The organism is Klebsiella sp. BIGb0138 (assembly GCF_004342285.1).
Taxonomy (GTDB): Bacteria; Pseudomonadota; Gammaproteobacteria; order Enterobacterales; family Enterobacteriaceae; genus Klebsiella.
Map to the genome: position 1 here is coordinate 104,944 of NZ_SMCV01000013.1, position 19,683 is coordinate 124,626.

The window sequence follows — 19,683 nt, forward strand, 5'->3', positions numbered from 1 at the left end:
GCGCCGTCATGAGCATAATTGAAACGGCAAAAGCGCCGCAGGCGCAGCAACAATCCGGGCTGCTGCTGGATGTCAAAGATCTGCGCGTAACCTTTACCACGCCAGATGGCGATGTCACGGCGGTAAACGATCTCAACTTTAGCCTGCGGGCGGGAGAAACGCTGGGTATCGTCGGCGAGTCGGGATCCGGCAAGTCGCAGACCGCTTTCGCCCTGATGGGGCTGCTGGCCTCCAACGGCCATATCGGCGGGTCGGCTCTGTTTAACGGCCGCCAGATCCTCAATCTGCCGGAACATGAGCTGAATAAGCTGCGCGCCGAGCAAATTTCAATGATATTCCAGGATCCGATGACCTCCCTGAACCCGTATATGCGAGTCGGCGAGCAGCTCATGGAGGTCCTGATGCTGCATAAAAATCTGGGCAAAGCCGAAGCGTTTGAAGAGTCGGTGAAGATGCTGGATGCGGTGAAAATGCCGGAAGCGCGGAAGCGTATGAAAATGTACCCGCACGAGTTTTCCGGCGGCATGCGCCAGCGTGTGATGATCGCCATGGCCTTGTTGTGCCGGCCTAAGTTGCTGATTGCCGATGAACCGACCACCGCCCTGGATGTCACGGTCCAGGCGCAAATCATGACGTTGTTGAACGAGCTAAAACGCGAATTCAATACCGCGATCGTGATGATTACCCACGATCTCGGCGTGGTGGCCGGGATCTGCGACAAGGTACTGGTGATGTACGCCGGGCGCACCATGGAATACGGCCTGGCGCGGGATGTCTTTTATCATCCTTCGCATCCGTATTCTATCGGCCTGCTGAATGCGGTTCCGCGTCTGGATGCGGAAGGTGAGTCGCTGTTGACCATTCCCGGCAACCCGCCAAACCTGCTGCGTTTGCCAAAAGGCTGCCCGTTCCAGCCGCGTTGTCCGCATGCGATGGAGATTTGTCATAGCGCTCCACCTCTTGAGGAGTTTGCACCGGGCCGCTTGCGCGCCTGCTTTCAACCAGTAGGGGATCTGCTATGAACGCCGTAACGGAACAAAGAAAAGTCCTGCTCGAAATCGCCGATTTGAAAGTCCATTTCGATATCAAGGACGGTAAACAGTGGTTCTGGCAGCCTGCTAAAACGCTGAAAGCGGTGGATGGGGTGACGCTGCGCCTCTACGAAGGGGAAACCCTGGGCGTGGTTGGGGAATCCGGCTGTGGTAAATCGACCTTTGCCCGCGCGATTATTGGTCTGGTCAAAGCGACCGACGGCAAAGTGGCCTGGCTTGGTAAAGATCTGTTAGGTATGAAGCAGGAAGAGTGGCGCGCCGTGCGCAGCGATATCCAGATGATCTTCCAGGATCCTCTGGCCTCGCTGAATCCACGAATGACCATCGGTGAAATTATTGCCGAGCCGCTGCGCACCTATCATCCGAAAATGGCGCGTCAGGAGGTCCGTGACCGGGTCAAAGCGATGATGATGAAAGTCGGCCTGCTGCCGAACCTGATTAACCGCTATCCGCACGAGTTCTCCGGCGGGCAATGTCAGCGTATCGGGATTGCCCGCGCGCTGATCCTTGAGCCGAAGCTGATTATCTGTGATGAGCCGGTCTCGGCGCTGGACGTCTCGATTCAGGCTCAGGTGGTCAACCTGCTGCAACAGCTGCAACGCGAAATGGGGCTGTCGCTGATTTTCATCGCCCACGACCTGGCGGTGGTGAAGCACATTTCCGATCGTGTTCTGGTGATGTATCTGGGCCACGCCGTGGAGCTGGGCACCTACGATGAGGTGTACCACAACCCGCTGCACCCTTATACCAAAGCGCTGATGTCCGCGGTGCCGGTGCCGGACCCGGATCTGGAAAAAAACAAAACCATCCAGCTGCTGGAAGGCGAGTTGCCTTCGCCGATTAACCCGCCGTCGGGATGCGTTTTCCGCACGCGCTGCCCGATAGCCGGGCCGGAATGCGCTAAAACGCGGCCGGTGCTGGAGGGCAGTTTCCGTCATGCGGTTTCCTGCCTCAAGGTAGACCCGTTATAATCTCCGGGGCTGACGTAGGTCGGCCCTTTTTTCTGCGAGATTAACGTGGTTGTCACTTTTGGCAACGCCCGCGGCGGTGAATTGTCGAAGCCGGCGCGAGAAGGAAAATAAAATGGCTGCCGGGGAGATGAGCGGCAGCCATTGTTTATATGCAGCGATACTGAAGCGGAAGCTTATTCACGCCACAGAATGTGGCACAGCTTATGATCTTTTTCACGGCACAGCAGCACGCGAGCAAAGATATCGTTAATCTCGCCGCCATCGGTATCGGCCAGGCCAATCACCACTTCAGCGAAAAAGTCCGGGTTGAGGTCATAGTCGACATGTTCTTGCCAGTCCGCCGCCGGGTCAAACAGCTCGGCGCCGCCGCGTTCTTCAAACTGCAGGTTGAAAAGAATGATATCGGCCGGGTCGAGGTTATCCGCCGCCAGCTCGAGAAAGATATCGTAAGCCTGCTCAAGCGTTTCATCTTCGGTCAGGCGATTGTTTAAATCCATATCCATGATTGCTACCCATTAAACATCTGATTGGCACGTTTTACAGCAACGGACTGAAGAAGTAAAACAGTCGCTCGGTGATCCGCTGCCAGAGCGGACGTTTTAACCACAGGCGGGCATCCAGCAGGCGCGAACGGGAAATATAATCATCCTGCACGGCCGCCAGATCGCCGCCGAACCCGACATCGTCGATCACCAGGGTGATTTCGAAATTGAGCCACAGGCTGCGCATATCGAGATTCACGGTACCGACCAGGCTAAGCTCGCCGTCCACCAGTACGCTTTTGGTATGAAGCAGGCCGCCTTCGAACTGGTAAATTTTCACCCCGGCGGCCAGCAGTTCGGTAAAGAAGGCGCGGCTGGCCCAGCCGACCAGCAGCGAGTCATTCTTACGCGGTAAAATAATGCTGACGTCGACACCGCGCTGGGCCGCAGTACAAATCGCATGGAGCAGATCGTCGCTGGGCACGAAGTAGGGGGTGGTCATGATCAGATATTCTTTGGCCGAATAGGCTGCGGTCAGCAGCGCCTGATGAATCAGGTCTTCCGGGAAACCGGGGCCGGAGGCGATCGTGTGGATGGTGTGTCCGCTGGCTTCCTCAAAGGGCATAATATTGACATCCGGCGGCGGCGGTAAAATACGCTTACCGGTTTCAATTTCCCAGTCGCAGGAGTAAACGATACCCATCGCGGTCGCGACCGGGCCTTCCATCCGCGCCATCAAATCAATCCACTGGCCCACGCCAGAATCCTGCTTAAAGAAGCGTGGGTCAACCAGGTTCATACTGCCGGTATAGGCAATATAGTTATCAATCATCACCATTTTACGATGCTGGCGCAGGTCCATCCGGCGCAGGAAAACACGCATCAGATTGACCTTCAGCGCTTCGACGACTTCGATGCCGGCGTTACGCATCATCGCCGCCCACGGGCTGCGGAAAAAGGCGACGCTGCCGGCGGAGTCCAGCATCAGGCGGCAGTGGACGCCGCGCCGCGCCGCGGCCATCAGTGACTCTGCGACCTGATCGGCCATTCCGCCCGGCTGCCAGATGTAAAACACCATCTCGATATTGTGGCGGGCCAGCTGGATATCGCGAATCAGCGCCTGCATGACGTCGTCAGATTCGGTGAGCAGCTGCAGCTGGTTGCCTTTGACGCCGGCTATCCCCTGGCGAAGTTCACAAAGTTTGAACAGCGACTCGGCTACCGGGCTGTTGTCATCGGCAAAAATATGTTTGCAGGCTTTGAGGTCATTGAGCCATTTGGCCGTCGAAGGCCACATCGCGCGGGCTCGTTCCGCCCGGCGTTTGCCGAGGTGCAGTTCGCCAAAGGAGAGATAGGCAATAATACCGACCAGCGGGAGAATATAGATAATCAGCAGCCATGCCATTGCTGAGGGGACGGCGCGCCGTTTCATGAGTATGCGTAACGTTACACCGGCGATGAGTAACCAGTAACCGAGGATGACCAGCCAGTTCACCACCGTGTAAAAGGTTGTCATAAATGAAAAATCCTTTTGAATGACTTTATGTCATGAGTTTACGCATCAACATTCATCTGGCAAATAAAAACGCAGCGAAAGCGTTGGTCAGCCAGATGCATCGGTTTATAATGTGGTCTGTTTTCACTCGTAGAGTAGTAGCAATGAAGCGTAGTAGAACGGAAGTAGGGCGCTGGCGCATGCTAAGACAGGTGAGTCGCCGTAAATCGCGCTGGCTGGAAGCCCAGTCGCGCCGCAATATGCGCATCCTTTCCATCCGGAAGGAACTGGTGAAACGACAACGTGGTTCCCTGCTGTTTGTCTTCACTGAGTACTGATATAAAAGGCACCGTCTATGGTGCCTCTGTTATTTTGCTGCCGGGTGGCCTCAGAATACCTTTTTGTAAGGCTTCACGGAGACGTTCTGATAAACGCCCGCGGCAATGTAAGGGTCATCATTTGCCCATGCCTGCGCCACTTCCAGTGATTCGAACTCCGCAATCACCGTTGAACCGGTAAATCCTGCAGCGCCAGGCTCATTGCTGTCGACGGCAGGCATGGGCCCGGCGGTCAGCAGACGGCCTTCATCATGTAATAGTTGTAAACGTGCCAGGTGGGCGGGGCGTACCGACAAGCGCTTTTCCAGGGAATCGGCGATGTCTTCAGCGTAGATAACGTAAAGCACGGCAAGGCTCCTTATCAATAAACAGGCGAATCACGTTAAGTGAATCCGCCGTGGACTGCAACGCAAAGATGCTCATCGGCTTAAAATGCCCTGTTTTGGGGAGTTTTTCCCACAAAACGCAGCAAATTTTGCTGCAAGCGAACAAGGCTTATTGAATATGATTGCTATTTGCATTTAAAATCGGGGCATCATTTTTCAACAGAAACGACTATGAGCGCAATGACCCTTGATTTACCTCGCCGCTTCCCGTGGCCGACGCTGCTGTCCGTGGCTATCCACGGTGCCGTTGTGGCGGGGTTGCTTTATACCTCGGTACATCAGGTTATTGAACGACCGTCTCCCTCTCAGCCTATCGAGGTTACCATGGTGGCCCCGGCAGATCTGGAACCTCCTCAGGCGGCGCAGCCGGTCGTTGAACCCGTTGTTGAGCCGGAGCCTGAGCCGGAAGTGGTACCCGAACCGGAGCCGCCAAAAGAAGCGCCGGTCGTGATTCATAAACCCGAGCCCAAACCGAAGCCGAAGCCCAAACCGAAACCGAAGCCGGAGAAAAAGGTCGAACAGCCGAAACGTGAAGTCAGACCGGCGGAACCGCGGCCGGCCTCGCCGTTTGAAACGACCAATACGCAGCCTGCGCGGACGGCACCCAGCACCTCAACGGCTACCGCGAAGCCAACGGTAACCGCGCCGAGCGGCCCGCGGGCGCTGAGCCGCGGTGAGCCGAGCTACCCGCCTCGCGCTCAGGCGCTGCGTATCGAAGGGAATGTGCGCGTCAAATTTGATGTGACGCCGGATGGCCGGGTGGACAACGTGGTGATTCTCTCTGCCCAGCCGGCCAACATGTTTGAGCGGGAAGTGAAAAACGCGCTGCGCAAATGGCGCTACGAACCCGGCAAACCGGGGAACGGTATCACCATGAATATTCAGTTCCGCCTGAAAGGCGTACAGATTAGCTAATTGCTAACAAAAGGCTCCTCAGGGAGCCTTTTCCATTAAGACCTCATCCAGCGCTTTCTGCGCCGTCACCAGATGCTGGCCGCCGAACAAAATAGCCCGGTTCAACAACGTGTACAGCTGATAAACCGGCTGGCGCTCGAGGAATCCGGACGGGAGCGGCGAGACGGACTGATAACCGTCGTATATTTGCGGCGGCTGCTCCGGATGCAGCGGCAGCATGGCGAGATCGCACTCTCTGTCTCCCCAGTAACAGGCGGGATCGAAGATATAGGGCCCGTTTGGCCCCAGCGCGCAGTTGCCGGACCACAAATCACCGTGCAGTAAGGATGGCTGAGGCTGGTGGCTGCTGAGGCGCTGCTGCACATTATCGACAATGCTGTCGATGTTGCCGAAGTTTAGCCCTTTTTCGGCCGCCAGCTCCAGCTGCCAGCCGATACGCTGCTCGGCAAAGAAGGTCGACCAGCGGCGTTGCCAGGCATTAGGCTGCGGCGTGGTGGAAAGGTGGTTATCAAAATCCAGCCCGAACTGCGGCTGATCGCTCCACTGATGCAGATGCGCGATGTGCTGGCCAAGTAAGAAGGCGTTGTGCGCGTCCAGCGGGCGAGGCGGCAGGTATTCCACGACCAGGAAACTGTAGTCGCGATCGCTGCCGACGGCGTAAACCTGCGGCACGCTGACGGTTTTACTCCGCGAAAGAAGCTCAAGTTGATCCGCTTCAGCGGTGAAGACAGGCAGAAGCTCACGTTCATCACATTTGACAAAGTAGTCCCGCCCACCGAAGCGTAAATGCCAGGCCGCGTGAATTTCTCCGCCGGGCAGTTCGTTGCGCAGTTCGATTTCAGCTGCTTCAGTGTGCCAATCGCTTAACAAAGTGCTGATAGCTTGCCACATGCTGTCTCTCCCCTTGTTTTCCACCATTTCATAAGGTTAGCCCATAACCCCGGTGTAAAATTCGAACTGACGCACAACTGACGCCTTCCGCTGCGCTAATCGCACTTATTGAGCTTCCAGCCACTCCGCGAATGTGCTGACGGTGACGTCAACCGGGCGACCTAGCGCGGTTTCCGCCAGCCCAGCGCATAGCGCCTGGACCTCGTCCGCGCTTTGCGGGGAGAGCAGGCCAAAGGTATTGGTCCCCAGCTCATGGACCTTTCCTTGATCGTCATTCAGCACCAGCGTGAATCCGACCCGGGTGAGGTGATTACTGAGTTCGTTAATTTCGGTCAGCGTCTCCTCCTGAAAGTGAACCGTCACGACGTGGGTAACAATTTCTGTACTCATTTTTCACCCCGTTGTTATCCATGGAATTTTTAGCATAGACCATGGTGATGATTTGGCGACTCCCTCTGCGTTAACAGAGGGAAGGGGAATTAGCGTCCACAGAGATAAGCGTAAATTTTTTGCGTGTTTTCCTGCGAGCACAGGCGGGTGCCCTGGTTGATGGTCGCGGCGCTACCTGCGGCGACACCAAAGCGGACCATATCTTCAAGACCGGCGTTTTCCGCCAGACGTAGGGTCATCGCACCCACCATGCTGTCACCGGCGCCGACGGTACTTTGACTTTTCATCGGTGGCGGTACGACCTGCACGCTGCCGTTAGCATCGACGCCGAGGGCGCCCTGCGGCCCCAGAGAAACCACCACCCGACGGACTTTACCCGAGTGAATCAGCGCCTGCGCAGCCCGACGTACGTCATCAGGCTGGCTCAGATCGCGCTGTACCAGCGCACTCAGCTCCTTCTGGTTGGGTTTGACGAGCTCAATATTACCGACCTCAAGGGCCGCCGCCAGCGCTTCGCCAGAGCTGTCGATGATGCAGCGCAGGCCATGTTGCTGCGCGTTTTTGACCAGCAGGGTCAGGTTATCAACGCCGATCCCTGGAGGAAGGCTGCCGCTCACCACCAGCAGCGAGCCGGGGGGGATAGCCAGGACTTTCTCTTCAAGGCGCCGGAATTCGTCCTCCGTTAACGCGGCGCCGGGCATAACGAAACGGTATTGTTCGCCGCTGGCGCCCACGTGGACATGCAGATTTTGTCGTGTCCAGTCCTCGGCCTCAATGGTTTCAACCGGGACATGCTCAGCGGCGAGCAAGGCGGTGAGATGCTGGCCGGTCGCGCCGCCCACGGGAAAGATTGCCGTCGCCTCGCCCCCCAGAAAGGTGATGGCCCGCGCGACATTAATCCCGCCGCCTCCGGGTTCGAAAACCGGCGTACTGCAGCGAAGTTTACCTTCAGGGTACATCTGCGGGGTGAGCGTTGCGCTGTCGAGCGAAGGAGCCAGCGTTAGCGTATAAATTTTGGTCATCCAATTTCCTCCATGATACGTATCAGGCCGTTCTTTTTTAGCATGGCACTTCTTACCGGGAAGGGGAAGCGATCCGACAAAGATCGGCAAAGCGCCATTTATTTTTATCATTATGAAATAAAGATTGTTCCGGGAGCCGTCTTATTCAAAAAATGAAATAGTAATTGATTGCTATGTTAATCGTGCTTTTTTATAATTCTTTGCCTTTCATTGGACCTGCAATATACAAAAAATCATTCAAGATGCGTCGAGGTGGCAAGGGAAGAGAGCCCGGGGAGCACAGTAAGCGCTGTGACAGGGATTTCTGCATCACGCCAACAAAGAGGTAGTCTGAAGGATGACGCGTATAGCGATCCTCGCGAAAGTTTCCGGGACCAACTGGGTCTCTCTTTTTGTTGTACGGACTCTAAATTAAATGAAGCTTTTGAAGACAGTACCCGCAGCGGCATTGCTGGCGGGGGGGCTCTTTGCGTCTGCGCACGCATTGGCCGATGATTCCGTTTTTACTGTTATGGATGACCCTTCCACTGCCAAAAAACCTTTCGAAGGTACTGTTAACGCCGGTTATCTGGCGCAGTCCGGAAATACGAAAAGTTCTTCAATGACCGCGGATTCTACCCTCACCTGGTATGGTGATACGACGGCGTGGTCGCTGTGGGGCAATGCCAGCAACACATCATCTAACGACCAGCGCTCCTCAGAGAAATATGCCGTAGGTGGCCGTAGCCGTTATAACCTGACCGACAGCAATTACCTGTTTGGCCAGGCCAGCTGGCTGACCGACCGCTATAACGGCTATCAGCAGCGCGACGTATTAACCGCCGGTTACGGTCGCCAGATCCTCAATGGGCCGGTTCACAGCCTGCGCGTTGAATTTGGTCCAGGCGTGCGCTACGACGAGTACACCGATGGGGACAATGAAACCCAGCCGCTGGGCTACGCTTCCGGCACCTGGGCCTGGCAGATGACCGATAATACTAAGTTCACCCAAGGGGTCTCGGTGTTTGGTGCGGAAGACACCACGCTGAACTCGGAAAGTGCGTTAAACGTCGCCATCAATGCGCATTTTGCGCTGCGGGTTGCCTATAACCTGACCTGGAACTCTCAGCCGCCGGCATCGGCGCCGGATCATACCGATCGTCGCACGACGCTGTCGCTTGGCTATAAGATGTAATGTATTTCAGGCCGGTGCATCCGGCCTGATTGTTTTAAATTTAGCAATAAGCGACATTATTATTTCTGGTCTTTTGTTTTATTTTTTATAAAAAGAAATCATCTCCATAATTTCCTCATAATTCATTTTTTGCTGACAATAAATCAGCTAATTTGACACAAATAGCTAAATATTTAGTCGGACAAAAGTGTGATCTGGATCTATACTCGAACTCATCGGTAGAGATGAGATCTTTGCCAGACAACTTCAAGTAAATAAGAGAATCATCATCATGAAAAATAGCAAAATCGCAATCGCGGCCGCGATGCTGTGCACATTGTCATTTGGCGCTTTCGCCGCCAGTCCGCTCCCGCAGCCGGGTAACACCGACCATACGCAGGTCGGCATTGCCAAAGCGACCGATGTCGAAGCAGGTTCTAATATCGCGCCGGGTTCGCAATCGACGGGTCAATCAATGAATGATGCCTTTAATGTTCATACGCTGGTTGCTGGCGAGTGGTCCTGATATTTCGTCGGCATCTGTTGCTTATTTTTAATTTCAACAATTGAAAACCGGGTAAAGATGTACCGGTTTGCTTGCTGAATTGAACGTCATATACCGCGATTTGTTGGATGCTAATTCACGCATCAGAGTATTGCGGTACGGGCGCTTCATTTCGCCGTTCTTTCGGCGATGTTTATCCTCTGACACAAATTACAGCGGATTTCCGCTGCATCTCCTCCTTGCTTTTTCCATCATCGCCGCCATTTATCTTGTTCTGACTTTTAACACGCACTAATGATGTGTAAACTAAAGGCCGGTGTTATCAGCAGGCGGTCACAGGTGGGAGCGGTTCGGTGAACGGGCGTCCTCATATTTCGCAGAGTGAAGCGGGAACTGGGTCATAACTTGTTGATAATTATTATTATATTGTTTTGTATGTGCTCTTTCGTGTAGGTCCCCATCACTGTTTCCTTTTGTTCATCCCCGTTTCACATTTCCATTTCTGACCCGCGCCAGCGTTGACTTAAACCCCACCAGGTGTTTCACTCCGTTTTATTCTATTCCACTTTGTGCCACGGAAATTGTGTACACAACGATGTACACAGTAAAACGGATGTACACATGCTTACTGATGCCAAATTACGCAAAATGAATGGCAAGCCGATCCCGAAACGGATTGAGCTTTCCGATGCCAACGGGTTGTCTGTTCGTGTAACCCCTAACGGCGTTATCGTTTTCCAGTACCGGTATAAAATCGACGATCGCCCGCGAAGGATGACCATTGGTCAATATGACCAGGTGTCGCTGAAAGAAGCCCGGGATCAGGTCGCTGAATTTCGCAAGTTGGTCGCAGTGGGTAAGGACCCAATCATTGCGCGCGATATGGCCGTGGAAGCAAACATCAAAGCCGCGACTGTCGAGGATTGCATAAAGGCATGGCTGGGAAGCGCATCCGCAAGCAGGCTGGTTAAGCGTGATCAGTGGGAGCGTGCTTTATATCGCCATGTGGTGCCCTATGTAGGGAGTATGCTTGTCGATGAGATGGCTATTTCTCACTGGCAGCCCGTATTTAAACGCATGAGGGATAACGACGCCGAGACCTATGCCGGCGAAGTCCTGTCCCGCATGAAGACGATTTTTTCGTACTGTATCCGAATCGAACTGATTAAGAGAAACCCGGTCACCGATCTGCGTGTCATAGATGTCGGAAAGCCAGCGAAGAAGGGAAAGCGCAACCTAAGCGATAAAGAGATCGGCGCGTTCTGGCACGCGGTGGAAGCCTCGACAATAACTCATCAGAATAAACTTCTGCTCAAATTGCTGTTGCTGACCGGCTGCCGCGGCATTGAGCTCAGGCTGGCGAAAAAAGCAGATTTCGATTTAGATGAGCGCGTATGGCGGGTCCCGGATGAGCATTCGAAAACGAGGGAGCCATTCGAGCGCGGGTTATCATTAAAGGCGGTTGAGATACTGCGAGAAGCTTTCTCACTGTATGAGAATTTCAGCCAGGTATTCCCGCCGGCTGCGAAAAAAGAAGACCGACCGATGGCTGCTAGCGTGATACTGAATCTGGCGATTCAGTTGCGTGAGGATATGACTATTGATCACTGGTCGATACATGACTTACGTCGGACAGCCAAAACCAAGATGGCAGAGTTGGGTGTAATGCCCCACGTTTCTGAAAAGGTGCTTGGCCATAAACTAAGTGGTGTCCTTGCCATCTATGACCAGCACAGTTATTTGCGTGAGCAACAAGAAGCCCTCGACCTCCTTGCTGCACATATTCAGTCATGTGTCGACTCAACAAGTCCCTGAGAGGCAAAGAAGCGCATTACGTCGCAATAGCGATACTGCTCACCGCCTTTCCCCGGATTCGTTCCGGGGGCTGGCGCCGGGAAAGGGGTTCCTTTCTGCTCCCAGTCACGCCTTTTCCTCCAGAAAGTGGTCCGTGAAATCCCTCCCAGCATAGCCTGTACCGTTTCACGGTTAACAATAGCTGGCTGTATAGCGATCTTAGTGTTCTGCATTTACTTATACCCCCTCTGGTGCTTTCCGCATTCTTCATCCACTTCCTGACACTCCGCGCAGCGCTGACATCCAGCCACCAGTTCCCGACGCCGTGCCGGTATAGGGTCCCCGCAATCCACACAGTGAGTCGCCGATACTGCGTTATGGTTGATGCGATGAGCAGCGACGGCTATGTCGATTCGCTGCTGCGTCAGTTCGTTAGCCTGATCGATGATTTCTGTGCTCATGCTGCACCTTCCAGTTCATCAGGCAGATCAATTTCATCGCCAAACTTTGCGAATACGACGGCACGACACACAGCTACTCGGGGATTATCTGCAATGAGCCCGCGGCGACGGCCTGGCGCTACAAGCTCATTAACTCCTACCCAGTGATAGACTTTTCCTGTCGCCGGGTCTGCTGACTGGTAACAGCTGATTGAAAGGCTCTCCATCAATTCACCGCAATCACTCCAGTCGGTAGATGGTGAAAATACATAGCGGCTATGGCGTTTATTTTTCTCGCCGCATAGCTGATGCAATCCATTCAAATAGACCTGAGCATCTTGTGGTCTGGTTACCTCTCCACCTATGGCGATAGCTACTGCAACATCAAGGTGTAGGCCTGTAAGGTTTGCTGTCTTCACTTTCATGCTGCACCGCCTTCGCTTTTTTCCGCTTCAACCGCCATCTGCTCAAGCTTTCGTGAAAGCTCGGCAGACAGTGCCTGGAACTCTTCCTCTGTCGCTACCGGGATCGGCACAAAACGAATACCGATATGAGCGAGGCCATGTGCGGCCTCAAGGCTTTTCCTTAAATCAACGGGAGAGGCTCTGTTCATGCTGCACCTGCCTTGTCTTTAAGGTCAGCGCGAAGATGGATGTCCTTGCCGTTTGCCGCAGGGAAAACAAGCACGTCATCGCGGGCAATCATCAGATGGGCTACAGCAAACAGAACGTCATCCGTAACATCGAACTTTTCCCCGGTGAATTCGCGCACGCCAGGGGCCAATTTGCTTGGCTTAGAGCGCCCAGCAAAGATACGGTTAGTTAAGCCTGACAGGCCGACAGTAATAGGGTTGCTCATGATTCCACTCCGTAGCGGCCGCTAAGCCGCCCAATAACACTGACAAATTTCACCAGACTGACGCCCATCGGCCTGACCTTCTCGTAGTGCTTGCGAAGGATGGGGGGGGCATACAGCGTTCCACTTCGGCTTGGGCTTTATGCTCATTGCCTTGGTTAGCTCTTCCGCGCAGCGACGAGCCTGGGCGCGGAGAGCGTTTTCTTTCTCTTCTGGCGTCATGCTGCCTCCCGCTTAGCGATTAATCGGGCACCGAAACTCATCAGAGCATCACGCTCAACGGTGGTGAACTGGCAGTGAGTGCGCGGGTATGGATGCCAGATAATCAGCATTGACCCTTTGTTGTTTCCGCTGACTGGCTTTCCGGATACGGGATTGATAAAGGCCAGCCTACCGCCGACGATGAAACGTACCTCGCTGGCCGTCTCGATAGCCTCACGGAACCAGCCTACGGATGTATCAGCCGGAACTAACATCACCGTGCCGATCTGGTTTTTGGATTCTGCTGCAGCCTTCTGAACAAAGGGCGTGATATCGCTGTACGGTGGGTTAAGCCATGCATAACCGGGAGCCACAAGGAAGTCAGCCCACGAGGTTCTAAGCGTGTTCTGCTCCTCCGTGATATAGCGGTTGCACAACGAGTTATCAGCAGATGCGGCCGCGTCCAGTGTCAGACAGAATTCCGCATCCAGAGCGACGAACAGAGGGATCGGCGTCTGCCAAAGGTTTCGTTGCTCAACAGGTGTTTTGCTTCCGCCATAATCACTCGCAGATTTTTTTGCCGGCAGAGTTGCCGTGATACGTTCGCCGATCCAGCGCATAACCGGCACAGCCATGCTATTGCCGATAGCGCGATAGCGTGGGCCATCCGGGCATTCAGCCGCTTCTTTCCCGCGCCACGAAATCAGTGTGTGGTTATCAGGGAAGCCCTGCAGGCGCTCACATTCAACGGGTGTGAGGCGGCGAACCATCATTCCGCTGGATATAGCGTTTTCCTGGCCGTGATTACGGCCCAGCGCATGGGCTAATTCGTGGTTGGTGTCAGGGTCCTGAGTGCCATGCACAGCAAAAGTCTCGACTTCGAAATCAATACGCTGGCCCTTAGCTGTTAGGCAGGCAGCAACATCGATGTTTCCCCCTGTGTTTCCGCCACCGAAAGCGATTACAGGAATTCCCCGACCGCTACCGTCTTCGCTTCCATCAAAACCTTCTGCTTTCAGGGTGTGGCTGATGTTTCCGTTGGCGCACTCGGCGATGATGTGTCCTGCTTGGGCCTGATTGTCATCTGCGCCACACGTTCCAACGCCTCTCGCAGTAAGGCCGGCAACTGCCGTTTGCGGTTCTCTGCTCGGCGGAGTATCCCGGCGCACGCCTTCGGACTCAAAAAGTACTTGGCCGGGATCGAATCCTTTTCGAGCACTTGCGACAACGAACACACGCTTGCGTCGTTGGGCCACTCCGAAATATTGGGCGTCTTTGACGATCCAAGCGATTGCCCTTTGGGGTCCATACACACAACCAGAGTGCGTCCACTTTCCCCCTGATGGGTGCAATTCACTGCTTTCCCCGGCAAGTCCTGCCAGAAAGAAACCAAAAGCGTTGTCGTGGCTTGTGAGGACACCGGGGACGTTTTCCCAGACGAAGATGGCTTCTTCTTCTCCGCGCTCGATGCGCTTATCGTCGATTGCATTCGCTAATTCCACATATGAAAGGGTTAACTGGCCGCGGGCGTCGGCCAGTCCATTGCGCAGACCTGCAATGCTGAACGCCTGACAAGGTGTGCCGCCGACCATCACATCAGGCGCCTGAACTTCACCGGTGCGCACCGCCGCGGCTATTTTGGTCATGTCGCCGAGGTTAACAACTTCTGGCCAACGCTCCGCCAGTACTGCTGACGGGAACGCCTCGATTTCTGAGAACCATGCTGCTTTCCATCCGAGCGGTTCCCAGGCGACGGTCGCGGCTTCAATGCCACTGCAAATTGATCCGTAAATCATTGCGTACCTCTTTTCATGTCCATCTCTTCAGCCAGCCTCTGAGCCTTTAACGGGTTTCTCACCACTTCACCCCACGGCATAAGCCAACCATTCACTTCTTTCAGAAAGGGCAGGCGCACCGCGCCAACCCTGATATCGTCCTGAGCGTGTTTCATGCTCTTTTCGTCATTCAGAACGGGATGTCGTCGTCAAAATCTGGCGTATTCTGAATGCTCTGTGCATGCTGGTTGGCCGCCTGCTGTAGCCGGGAATGTGGGACTGCGTTAGGGTTTTGCGCATAAGGGTTAGCGCCAGCCTGCTGACGACCTCCACCGGAAAACTGAGGATTACCCTGGGCGCGGTCGTCTTTATCTTTCATCGACTTTTCCAGGGCAGCGATAGCGGTTGCCGCTTCGTTTTCGCTGTATTCGGCATAAGTGCGACGCGAACCAGGCTGGAAAACGTGGCGGACTTCGAATTTATAGCCGTCAGTTCCATCGCCTTTGGTGTACAGGACTTTCTGCAGGAACAGGCCAACTTTCTTGCCAACCAGTGCCGGGCAATGCCACTCAACACCATTTTCGGTTTGCACCTGTTCTGGCTGAGCGCTTTTAATCTGTGCAGCCCAGAGAAGGGCAGAGATCAACCCCATGCCAAAAGTTTGCTGTCCATCTTTCCCGATGTAGTTGATGCGCAGGTAGTTGGCTTTGGCGCCGTCACTGTCAAGGCTCAGTTCAAGCGCCTGTGACTGACTGCCATCCTTCCCGAAGGTATAAACGGCTGAGGCAATGAATCCTTCATAAGCGCCAGTTTCGCTAATTCCACCAGTGGCGCCTGCTTTCTTTGCCAGGGTGGCGGCTTCGGTATTCCATACAAAAGACATTGGCTGGTTCATGGTTGTGATCCTTATAATTCGGTCATAAATTCGGTGATAGCGACGTCAACGGCTTTCAGGTCGTTATCCATTTCTGTTAGCCCCGGGAACAGGTCCGGAGGAGCTTTGGCGGTGTCGTTGTCGTCACCCTTAATCAAAAAAACATGCTTCCCGTCTTTCTTGATGGCCCGCAGGACGATGGAGAAATACCCCTCAGGCGTAAGCTTTTCGTTCAACATCTTGCCGGTGGTTTTCATCCTGATTTTCCCGTCCGACTCTTCGGTGTGAGCCAGGAAGTAAACCCGGAAGTCATCCGGCAGACGGGTTGCCGCCATGATGATTTGCCAGACGTGATCGGCCATTTCGGTAAATTTCTGATACCCGGTCTGGTATGCGCGCATCATGTTTTCGTGCTGCATAACGACCTGAAAGTCGTCAATAACCAGAACCCGGCGACTCTTCGAAAGAACCATGCGGTTAATGGAGTCCAGTACCGCATCCCAGGCATCAAAACGGATGATGTTTCCGCGCTGCACAGAGCCATCCGGTAACTCTTTACCGTTCAGCTTCCAGCCAGTGGCGCGGTACGGAAGCATCTTCGGAATGCATTGCAGCAGGATCACTTCGTCAGGCGTGAAGTTGCGCAGGCTGTACGACTTGCCAGAGCCGCTATCGCCCAGAATGAGCACAGGCGTTCCCATATCAGGCTCCTTTCAACCAGTGTTTAATGGTGAACAGAATGTCTTCATCGTCACTGTTACTTGACAGCCAGCGGAGATAACCCGGATCGGCTTTGGCAATCTCTTCAAAGGACAGGCCTTTGTGCTTACCGAATCGGATCGCCTTCATCAGCGAAGGGCTGTTTGAGATGGTGCGCATCTCGCCCATCGTCCACTTAGCCAGGCGGCCCATGTACAGCAGGAGTTCGGCGGTGACGTAGCAGTCGTATAGAGCCCGGTGCGCGTACAGGCCTTCTGGTAGATAAGGCTTCAAACCAAGGCGGTAACGCATGTACTGGTTACCGTGACTCTCAAATTCCGGGTACTGAATGCGAGCCAGCTTCAGGGTGCAAATCCAGGGAGCGTCTATCTGGGGAAGCTTTGACTTATCGAATTTTGCGTTGTGAGCAACATACGCATCAGCGCCCAGGTAACGTCCGATCACTTCGTTAATTAGTGGGGCGTCAGCGACCATATCTTCAGTGATGTGATGTATCGCCATCGCTTCGAAGCTGATCGCCTCTAATGGGCGGACAAAGTCGCTCATCGGGTTGCAGATAGTGCCGTCGACGATATCAACGCTGGCAATCTCCAGAACGCTGCCTTCCAGGCTGGTTGTCTCGGTATCAATGACTCGCAACATTTTTCGTCTCCGTGTGTGCGTCGTTAACTGCATCAAATTCGGCCAGCTGGTTAGCGGCGCTTTCGAGGTCTTCAGGCTGTAGGCCAAAGGCGACGATCACCCATGCCAGCGCCAGCATTCCGTTTTGTTGGCTTACCATTTCGTTCTCCGGCCAGCTTTCTGGCGCCCGGGGTGTTTGATGAAATATTTCTCAGCACACCCGCTGTCGTCGCAGAAATGAGCCTGCCGGGTGGTCATGTAATTAGTGATGGAGCGGACAACACAGTCTTTCGGATGGCGCAGGGCGAAGCAGAGCTCGCACTGAACCGCGTTGAGGTGTTCGGTGGCAGTAGAGAGGAAAATCTTTTCCTCAAAGCTGCCCTGCACACCGTGAGAATCGACATAGTCGACCATGGTCTGAGCGATGCCAGCTGAGTTGGTAAATGACCCGCGGCCTACCAGTTTCACGATGTGTCCGCCGAGTTTAAGGCGGGTGCCAGCAGGTAAAGAGGCGAGACGATCGGCGGTTAAGCGTGGTAATGGTTGCATGGTTTAACCCTCCAAAAGGTTGTAAGAATCCCGGCACCGTATTGGCTGCCTAATGGCTTAATTAAATTTGTGTTCCGGTTAGTGCGTTCCAGCCGGCACCAGGTTTGGCAGCAGCTCACGTGCTTCAAAGCACTGGCGGATATGCCGTAAGTTTCCCTGCGGTTCGAACCAGAAGGTGTCCTTCAGGTAGTCGCGGGAAACCTTCCAGGTGGCGCCAGTTTTAGCGTTGCGCATCATCACTGCACGACCGTTGTTTGGAATTGGCTTAGCCATGAAAGACCTCCCATAGAGACGCAACAAACTTGAATGCCGCCACCCATACCGGAATCATCAGCAGAACGACGACTGTCAGTGAACGAATGCCGTTTCTGCTCATGCGACACCGCCAGGAAGCAGGCATAACGCACTTACTACCAGAACGCCGGCCACGATTGCTAACGCGTGTGCCAGGAACTTAAACCACTCGGATTTATCTTCTTCACGGATCATCTCTTCACCCTGGCCTTATCGCGGCTAACGGAACGTTGTTACGACTTCCCGGCGTTGCCGGTGTTGTTTGGATGGGTTAACTATGCGATAGAGAATAATTCAAGTCAATAGAGGATTGATAAAAATATTCTCAAGGGGATTTTTAGCGAGATTCGCAAAGGAATTTTTTTTGCTGGAATACTGTGTAACAGGATATATACTGTACGGATATACAGTTACTGGCAGTGGTGGCTTTTTTGTCAGGGGGTTGTTTTATGGGTGTTTTATACGTGAGGATGGGGCCCGGGAGCTATGTAAGCACCCAGGCATCAGATAAGGAGGTTATTTATTTTTTTAATTCAGGTATGAAAATCTGGACGATTGGCCCGACCAAAGAAGACAAGTCAGATACCGGCGCCAGCGGAACGCGGGAGTCGTCGACAGATAAATATCCATTTCCATCACCACCTATGTGATACCTAAAAACAGAAAGAGCTTGCTTAATTTTAACCAAAACCAAGTCGTCTGCGGTTGGCGCCGCATTTGGGTCGACAACCACTATGGCACCTGCAGGGGCTTGGGCGATACCCGTACTTCCCTTAATAATATACGCCCGATAATGTTCAGGAAGTTCGCTGAACCAAGAAAGATAATCTCCAGTAAACCCATCGATATCAAATACCTTAACGTTTTTTGAAACGTCTATAGCATGAATTGGTTGATTGGAGTCCCCAAAGATTGCCCCTGTGCCATTGATGAGCCAGTCCGCACTAATCCCAAGAGCTGCTGCGATCTTGCCAGAGTGGCGAGATGTTTCGCTGTCACCTCGTAGTATTTTGGATATAGAGGATTGAGGAACGCCAGCCTGCTTCCCCAGCTCAGTCTGGTTGGTTTTCCCTGTCGAGCTCATGGCGTAAGCCAATCTTTCTTTAAGTGTTTTCATAGAACGAAAAATATTCCCTAACGAATTTTATGTCAAAGTCTCAAATGACTTGATCATTTAAATTCCCTAACGCATAATCACCTTTAAATTATGCAGAGAGGAATTTTCATGAGCGACACAGTCAACGATGCTATCAAGCGCGCCATCGGCATTGCTGGTTCTCAAACTGCGCTGGCAAGGAAAACCGGCGTAAACCAATCAACCGTCAGCAAGTGGCTCAACGGCGCAGAAATTGGCTCCCGGTTCATCAAGTCCATTGTCGTTGCCACTGACGGGCAGGTCAGCGCTGCTGAAATCCTTAACTCCATTTCCCATCGCTAACACCAGAGGAAGTATTGCAAATGAATAACTTAATGACACGCAACAAAGCGGAGGCCAGAAGAATTGAAAGTTGGTTGCATAGCCAGATAGCTGAGTTGGGCGCAACCAAGATCGCTGAAGTGGCCGGCGTCAACAAATCAACGGTAAGCCGCTGGCGGGAAAATCTTCTGCCGAACATGTCGATGCTGCTGGCGATTCTGATTTCTCATCGTCAATCCGTAGAAGGGCAGATGGAGGCTTAATGAACCATATCGAATTCATTGAGAAGAACGTACGCGAGGAGCTTATGCGTCAAGGATTCACGCAGGCAGTGGCTCAGGGGGGGGCATACCAGGCGGTCGATATGTACAAGCGCATGTCTACGGCAAGCAAGAAGGGGAAGATTTTTGATGATGTATTGCGGTTCGCGAAATTGTGGGCAGAGAAGCAAACACTGCCGTCTGACAAATTCGAAAAGAAAAGAGCGAAGCCTGTTAAGCAGCAAGGGCTGTTCTGAAATAGGCGAAAGCCGCGGTGCTCGAA

At 53.6% G+C, this 19,683-nt stretch carries 29 protein-coding genes and 2 pseudogenes; 10 read left to right on the forward strand and 21 right to left on the reverse strand.

What is annotated here, in order from left to right; all coding sequences use genetic code 11:
• Positions 1-8: 8 nt before the first annotated feature.
• Together EDF73_RS23655 and oppF are read left to right on the forward strand one after the other, a co-directional pair.
• Complete coding sequence (locus EDF73_RS23655; RefSeq protein WP_132731446.1) at positions 9-1,022, forward strand: ABC transporter ATP-binding protein; 1,014 nt, start codon at positions 9-11, stop codon at positions 1,020-1,022.
• Positions 1,019-2,023, forward strand: a complete 1,005-nt coding sequence (oppF, locus tag EDF73_RS23660) for a murein tripeptide/oligopeptide ABC transporter ATP-binding protein OppF (RefSeq protein WP_132731447.1) — start codon at positions 1,019-1,021, stop codon at positions 2,021-2,023. The genes EDF73_RS23655 and oppF overlap by 4 nt, the downstream gene beginning before the upstream one ends.
• A gap of 173 nt (positions 2,024-2,196) precedes the next feature.
• Here the strand turns inward: oppF and EDF73_RS23665 are convergent, their stop codons facing one another.
• Positions 2,197-2,526: an HI1450 family dsDNA-mimic protein gene (locus EDF73_RS23665; RefSeq protein WP_132731448.1), complete on the reverse strand. Its 330-nt coding sequence runs from the start codon at positions 2,524-2,526 to the stop codon at positions 2,197-2,199.
• 34 nt (positions 2,527-2,560) lie between these two features.
• Positions 2,561-4,021: a cardiolipin synthase gene (gene cls, locus EDF73_RS23670; protein WP_132731449.1), complete on the reverse strand. Its 1,461-nt coding sequence runs from the start codon at positions 4,019-4,021 to the stop codon at positions 2,561-2,563.
• 143 nt (positions 4,022-4,164) lie between these two features.
• On the opposite strand from cls, the gene EDF73_RS23675 reads away from it, so the two are divergent.
• On the forward strand, positions 4,165-4,338 hold the full coding sequence (locus tag EDF73_RS23675; RefSeq protein ID WP_004863385.1) for a YciY family protein: 174 nt from the start codon (positions 4,165-4,167) through the stop codon (positions 4,336-4,338).
• 50 nt (positions 4,339-4,388) lie between these two features.
• Here the strand turns inward: EDF73_RS23675 and EDF73_RS23680 are convergent, their stop codons facing one another.
• Complete coding sequence (locus EDF73_RS23680; protein ID WP_132731450.1) at positions 4,389-4,685, reverse strand: YciI family protein; 297 nt, start codon at positions 4,683-4,685, stop codon at positions 4,389-4,391.
• A gap of 210 nt (positions 4,686-4,895) precedes the next feature.
• Between EDF73_RS23680 and tonB the strand changes: the two genes are divergently transcribed.
• Positions 4,896-5,639, forward strand: coding sequence for a TonB system transport protein TonB (gene tonB, locus EDF73_RS23685; RefSeq protein WP_132731451.1), 744 nt, complete (start codon positions 4,896-4,898; stop codon positions 5,637-5,639).
• 18 nt (positions 5,640-5,657) lie between these two features.
• Here tonB and EDF73_RS23690 read toward each other — a convergent pair whose 3' ends face one another.
• The 3 genes from EDF73_RS23690 to pfkB form a co-directional block, all read right to left on the reverse strand.
• Complete coding sequence (locus EDF73_RS23690) at positions 5,658-6,530, reverse strand: fructosamine kinase family protein (RefSeq protein ID WP_132731452.1); 873 nt, start codon at positions 6,528-6,530, stop codon at positions 5,658-5,660.
• Positions 6,531-6,635: 105 nt separating this feature from the next.
• Entirely contained in the window at positions 6,636-6,920 is a 285-nt protein-coding gene (gene ghoS / locus EDF73_RS23695; protein WP_132731453.1) for a type V toxin-antitoxin system endoribonuclease antitoxin GhoS, read from the reverse strand.
• 89 nt (positions 6,921-7,009) lie between these two features.
• Positions 7,010-7,942 carry a 6-phosphofructokinase II gene (pfkB, locus tag EDF73_RS23700; protein WP_132731454.1) on the reverse strand — a complete coding sequence of 311 codons (933 nt, stop codon included), beginning with the start codon at positions 7,940-7,942 and terminating at the stop codon, positions 7,010-7,012.
• 415 nt (positions 7,943-8,357) lie between these two features.
• Here pfkB and EDF73_RS23705 point away from each other — a divergent pair, with 415 nt between their 5' ends.
• The 3 genes from EDF73_RS23705 to EDF73_RS23715 all read left to right on the forward strand — a co-directional run bounded on the left by EDF73_RS23705 (position 8,358) and on the right by EDF73_RS23715 (position 11,415).
• Positions 8,358-9,116, forward strand: coding sequence for a YdiY family protein (locus tag EDF73_RS23705; RefSeq protein ID WP_132731455.1), 759 nt, complete (start codon positions 8,358-8,360; stop codon positions 9,114-9,116).
• A 271-nt stretch (positions 9,117-9,387) separates the two neighbouring features.
• Entirely contained in the window at positions 9,388-9,621 is a 234-nt protein-coding gene (locus EDF73_RS23710; RefSeq protein WP_132731456.1) for a hypothetical protein, read from the forward strand.
• A 600-nt stretch (positions 9,622-10,221) separates the two neighbouring features.
• Complete coding sequence (locus tag EDF73_RS23715; protein ID WP_132731457.1) at positions 10,222-11,415, forward strand: site-specific integrase; 1,194 nt, start codon at positions 10,222-10,224, stop codon at positions 11,413-11,415.
• Between the two features lie 212 nt (positions 11,416-11,627).
• On the opposite strand, the gene EDF73_RS23725 is transcribed toward EDF73_RS23715, so the two are convergent.
• The 15 genes and pseudogenes from EDF73_RS23725 to EDF73_RS23785 all read right to left on the reverse strand — a co-directional run bounded on the left by EDF73_RS23725 (position 11,628) and on the right by EDF73_RS23785 (position 18,840).
• On the reverse strand, positions 11,628-11,855 hold the full coding sequence (locus EDF73_RS23725; protein ID WP_132731459.1) for a TraR/DksA family transcriptional regulator: 228 nt from the start codon (positions 11,853-11,855) through the stop codon (positions 11,628-11,630).
• Entirely contained in the window at positions 11,852-12,259 is a 408-nt protein-coding gene (locus tag EDF73_RS23730) for a phage protein NinX family protein (RefSeq protein ID WP_132731460.1), read from the reverse strand. The genes EDF73_RS23725 and EDF73_RS23730 overlap by 4 nt, the downstream gene beginning before the upstream one ends.
• Positions 12,256-12,447: a DUF1382 family protein gene (locus tag EDF73_RS23735; protein ID WP_132731461.1), complete on the reverse strand. Its 192-nt coding sequence runs from the start codon at positions 12,445-12,447 to the stop codon at positions 12,256-12,258. Before EDF73_RS23735 ends, EDF73_RS23730 begins: the two co-directional genes overlap by 4 nt.
• Positions 12,444-12,692: a hypothetical protein gene (locus EDF73_RS23740; protein WP_132731462.1), complete on the reverse strand. Its 249-nt coding sequence runs from the start codon at positions 12,690-12,692 to the stop codon at positions 12,444-12,446. The genes EDF73_RS23735 and EDF73_RS23740 overlap by 4 nt, the downstream gene beginning before the upstream one ends.
• Positions 12,689-12,911 (reverse strand): annotated as a pseudogene (locus EDF73_RS27865) (hypothetical protein). The gene EDF73_RS23740 and the pseudogene EDF73_RS27865 overlap by 4 nt, the downstream one beginning before the upstream one ends.
• Complete coding sequence (locus tag EDF73_RS28025; RefSeq protein ID WP_347812719.1) at positions 12,908-13,510, reverse strand: phage N-6-adenine-methyltransferase; 603 nt, start codon at positions 13,508-13,510, stop codon at positions 12,908-12,910. Before EDF73_RS28025 ends, EDF73_RS27865 begins: the two are co-directional and overlap by 4 nt.
• Positions 13,499-14,686 (reverse strand): annotated as a pseudogene (locus EDF73_RS23750) (DNA cytosine methyltransferase); the annotation flags it as partial. The gene EDF73_RS28025 and the pseudogene EDF73_RS23750, both read right to left, overlap by 12 nt.
• A complete protein-coding gene (locus EDF73_RS23755) occupies positions 14,683-14,841 on the reverse strand; it encodes a DUF1317 family protein (RefSeq protein ID WP_132731464.1) in 159 nt (52 codons plus the stop codon). The pseudogene EDF73_RS23750 and the gene EDF73_RS23755, both read right to left, overlap by 4 nt.
• Positions 14,842-14,855: 14 nt before the next feature.
• Complete coding sequence (locus tag EDF73_RS23760) at positions 14,856-15,560, reverse strand: hypothetical protein (RefSeq protein WP_132731465.1); 705 nt, start codon at positions 15,558-15,560, stop codon at positions 14,856-14,858.
• An 11-nt stretch (positions 15,561-15,571) separates the two neighbouring features.
• Positions 15,572-16,240, reverse strand: coding sequence for an AAA family ATPase (locus EDF73_RS23765; RefSeq protein ID WP_132731466.1), 669 nt, complete (start codon positions 16,238-16,240; stop codon positions 15,572-15,574).
• A gap of 1 nt (position 16,241) precedes the next feature.
• Positions 16,242-16,901, reverse strand: a complete 660-nt coding sequence (gene exoX / locus EDF73_RS23770; RefSeq protein ID WP_132731467.1) for an exodeoxyribonuclease X — start codon at positions 16,899-16,901, stop codon at positions 16,242-16,244.
• Positions 16,885-17,040: a hypothetical protein gene (locus tag EDF73_RS27520; protein ID WP_165905785.1), complete on the reverse strand. Its 156-nt coding sequence runs from the start codon at positions 17,038-17,040 to the stop codon at positions 16,885-16,887. The genes exoX and EDF73_RS27520 overlap by 17 nt, the downstream gene beginning before the upstream one ends.
• On the reverse strand, positions 17,034-17,429 hold the full coding sequence (locus tag EDF73_RS23775; RefSeq protein WP_132731468.1) for a hypothetical protein: 396 nt from the start codon (positions 17,427-17,429) through the stop codon (positions 17,034-17,036). The genes EDF73_RS27520 and EDF73_RS23775 overlap by 7 nt, the downstream gene beginning before the upstream one ends.
• 78 nt (positions 17,430-17,507) lie before the next feature.
• Complete coding sequence (locus tag EDF73_RS23780) at positions 17,508-17,702, reverse strand: hypothetical protein (RefSeq protein WP_132731469.1); 195 nt, start codon at positions 17,700-17,702, stop codon at positions 17,508-17,510.
• Positions 17,703-18,243: 541 nt separating this feature from the next.
• Positions 18,244-18,840, reverse strand: a complete 597-nt coding sequence (locus EDF73_RS23785) for a helix-turn-helix transcriptional regulator (protein WP_132731470.1) — start codon at positions 18,838-18,840, stop codon at positions 18,244-18,246.
• Positions 18,841-18,948: 108 nt separating this feature from the next.
• Here EDF73_RS23785 and EDF73_RS23790 point away from each other — a divergent pair, with 108 nt between their 5' ends.
• From EDF73_RS23790 to EDF73_RS27525, 3 genes are read left to right on the forward strand one after another with little or no spacing between them, the layout of a single operon-like run.
• Positions 18,949-19,161, forward strand: a complete 213-nt coding sequence (locus EDF73_RS23790) for a YdaS family helix-turn-helix protein (protein ID WP_132731471.1) — start codon at positions 18,949-18,951, stop codon at positions 19,159-19,161.
• A 20-nt stretch (positions 19,162-19,181) separates the two neighbouring features.
• Positions 19,182-19,403: a CII family transcriptional regulator gene (locus EDF73_RS23795; protein WP_132731472.1), complete on the forward strand. Its 222-nt coding sequence runs from the start codon at positions 19,182-19,184 to the stop codon at positions 19,401-19,403.
• The gene (locus EDF73_RS27525; RefSeq protein WP_165905786.1) at positions 19,403-19,657 is read left to right on the forward strand and encodes a hypothetical protein; all 255 of its coding nucleotides are present in this window, start codon (positions 19,403-19,405) and stop codon (positions 19,655-19,657) included. The genes EDF73_RS23795 and EDF73_RS27525 overlap by 1 nt, the downstream gene beginning before the upstream one ends.
• Positions 19,658-19,683 lie beyond the last annotated feature (26 nt).

What these genes read in the sequence shown, in the direction of transcription:
- EDF73_RS23655 (WP_132731446.1), top strand. Translation starts at nt 9, where the DNA reads ATGAGCATAATTGAAACGGCAAAAGCGCCGCAGGCGCAGCAACAATCC.
- oppF (WP_132731447.1), top strand. Translation starts at nt 1,019, where the DNA reads ATGAACGCCGTAACGGAACAAAGAAAAGTCCTGCTCGAAATCGCCGAT.
- EDF73_RS23665 (WP_132731448.1), bottom strand. Translation starts at nt 2,526, where the DNA reads ATGGATATGGATTTAAACAATCGCCTGACCGAAGATGAAACGCTTGAG.
- cls (WP_132731449.1), bottom strand. Translation starts at nt 4,021, where the DNA reads ATGACAACCTTTTACACGGTGGTGAACTGGCTGGTCATCCTCGGTTAC.
- EDF73_RS23675 (WP_004863385.1), top strand. Translation starts at nt 4,165, where the DNA reads ATGAAGCGTAGTAGAACGGAAGTAGGGCGCTGGCGCATGCTAAGACAG.
- tonB (WP_132731451.1), top strand. Translation starts at nt 4,896, where the DNA reads ATGAGCGCAATGACCCTTGATTTACCTCGCCGCTTCCCGTGGCCGACG.
- EDF73_RS23690 (WP_132731452.1), bottom strand. Translation starts at nt 6,530, where the DNA reads ATGTGGCAAGCTATCAGCACTTTGTTAAGCGATTGGCACACTGAAGCA.
- ghoS (WP_132731453.1), bottom strand. Translation starts at nt 6,920, where the DNA reads ATGAGTACAGAAATTGTTACCCACGTCGTGACGGTTCACTTTCAGGAG.
- pfkB (WP_132731454.1), bottom strand. Translation starts at nt 7,942, where the DNA reads ATGACCAAAATTTATACGCTAACGCTGGCTCCTTCGCTCGACAGCGCA.
- EDF73_RS23705 (WP_132731455.1), top strand. Translation starts at nt 8,358, where the DNA reads ATGAAGCTTTTGAAGACAGTACCCGCAGCGGCATTGCTGGCGGGGGGG.
- EDF73_RS23710 (WP_132731456.1), top strand. Translation starts at nt 9,388, where the DNA reads ATGAAAAATAGCAAAATCGCAATCGCGGCCGCGATGCTGTGCACATTG.
- EDF73_RS23715 (WP_132731457.1), top strand. Translation starts at nt 10,222, where the DNA reads ATGCTTACTGATGCCAAATTACGCAAAATGAATGGCAAGCCGATCCCG.
- EDF73_RS23725 (WP_132731459.1), bottom strand. Translation starts at nt 11,855, where the DNA reads ATGAGCACAGAAATCATCGATCAGGCTAACGAACTGACGCAGCAGCGA.
- EDF73_RS23730 (WP_132731460.1), bottom strand. Translation starts at nt 12,259, where the DNA reads ATGAAAGTGAAGACAGCAAACCTTACAGGCCTACACCTTGATGTTGCA.
- EDF73_RS23735 (WP_132731461.1), bottom strand. Translation starts at nt 12,447, where the DNA reads ATGAACAGAGCCTCTCCCGTTGATTTAAGGAAAAGCCTTGAGGCCGCA.
- EDF73_RS23740 (WP_132731462.1), bottom strand. Translation starts at nt 12,692, where the DNA reads ATGAGCAACCCTATTACTGTCGGCCTGTCAGGCTTAACTAACCGTATC.
- EDF73_RS28025 (WP_347812719.1), bottom strand. Translation starts at nt 13,510, where the DNA reads ATGCGCTGGATCGGCGAACGTATCACGGCAACTCTGCCGGCAAAAAAA.
- EDF73_RS23755 (WP_132731464.1), bottom strand. Translation starts at nt 14,841, where the DNA reads ATGAAACACGCTCAGGACGATATCAGGGTTGGCGCGGTGCGCCTGCCC.
- EDF73_RS23760 (WP_132731465.1), bottom strand. Translation starts at nt 15,560, where the DNA reads ATGAACCAGCCAATGTCTTTTGTATGGAATACCGAAGCCGCCACCCTG.
- EDF73_RS23765 (WP_132731466.1), bottom strand. Translation starts at nt 16,240, where the DNA reads ATGGGAACGCCTGTGCTCATTCTGGGCGATAGCGGCTCTGGCAAGTCG.
- exoX (WP_132731467.1), bottom strand. Translation starts at nt 16,901, where the DNA reads ATGTTGCGAGTCATTGATACCGAGACAACCAGCCTGGAAGGCAGCGTT.
- EDF73_RS27520 (WP_165905785.1), bottom strand. Translation starts at nt 17,040, where the DNA reads ATGGTAAGCCAACAAAACGGAATGCTGGCGCTGGCATGGGTGATCGTC.
- EDF73_RS23775 (WP_132731468.1), bottom strand. Translation starts at nt 17,429, where the DNA reads ATGCAACCATTACCACGCTTAACCGCCGATCGTCTCGCCTCTTTACCT.
- EDF73_RS23780 (WP_132731469.1), bottom strand. Translation starts at nt 17,702, where the DNA reads ATGGCTAAGCCAATTCCAAACAACGGTCGTGCAGTGATGATGCGCAAC.
- EDF73_RS23785 (WP_132731470.1), bottom strand. Translation starts at nt 18,840, where the DNA reads ATGAAAACACTTAAAGAAAGATTGGCTTACGCCATGAGCTCGACAGGG.
- EDF73_RS23790 (WP_132731471.1), top strand. Translation starts at nt 18,949, where the DNA reads ATGAGCGACACAGTCAACGATGCTATCAAGCGCGCCATCGGCATTGCT.
- EDF73_RS23795 (WP_132731472.1), top strand. Translation starts at nt 19,182, where the DNA reads ATGAATAACTTAATGACACGCAACAAAGCGGAGGCCAGAAGAATTGAA.
- EDF73_RS27525 (WP_165905786.1), top strand. Translation starts at nt 19,403, where the DNA reads ATGAACCATATCGAATTCATTGAGAAGAACGTACGCGAGGAGCTTATG.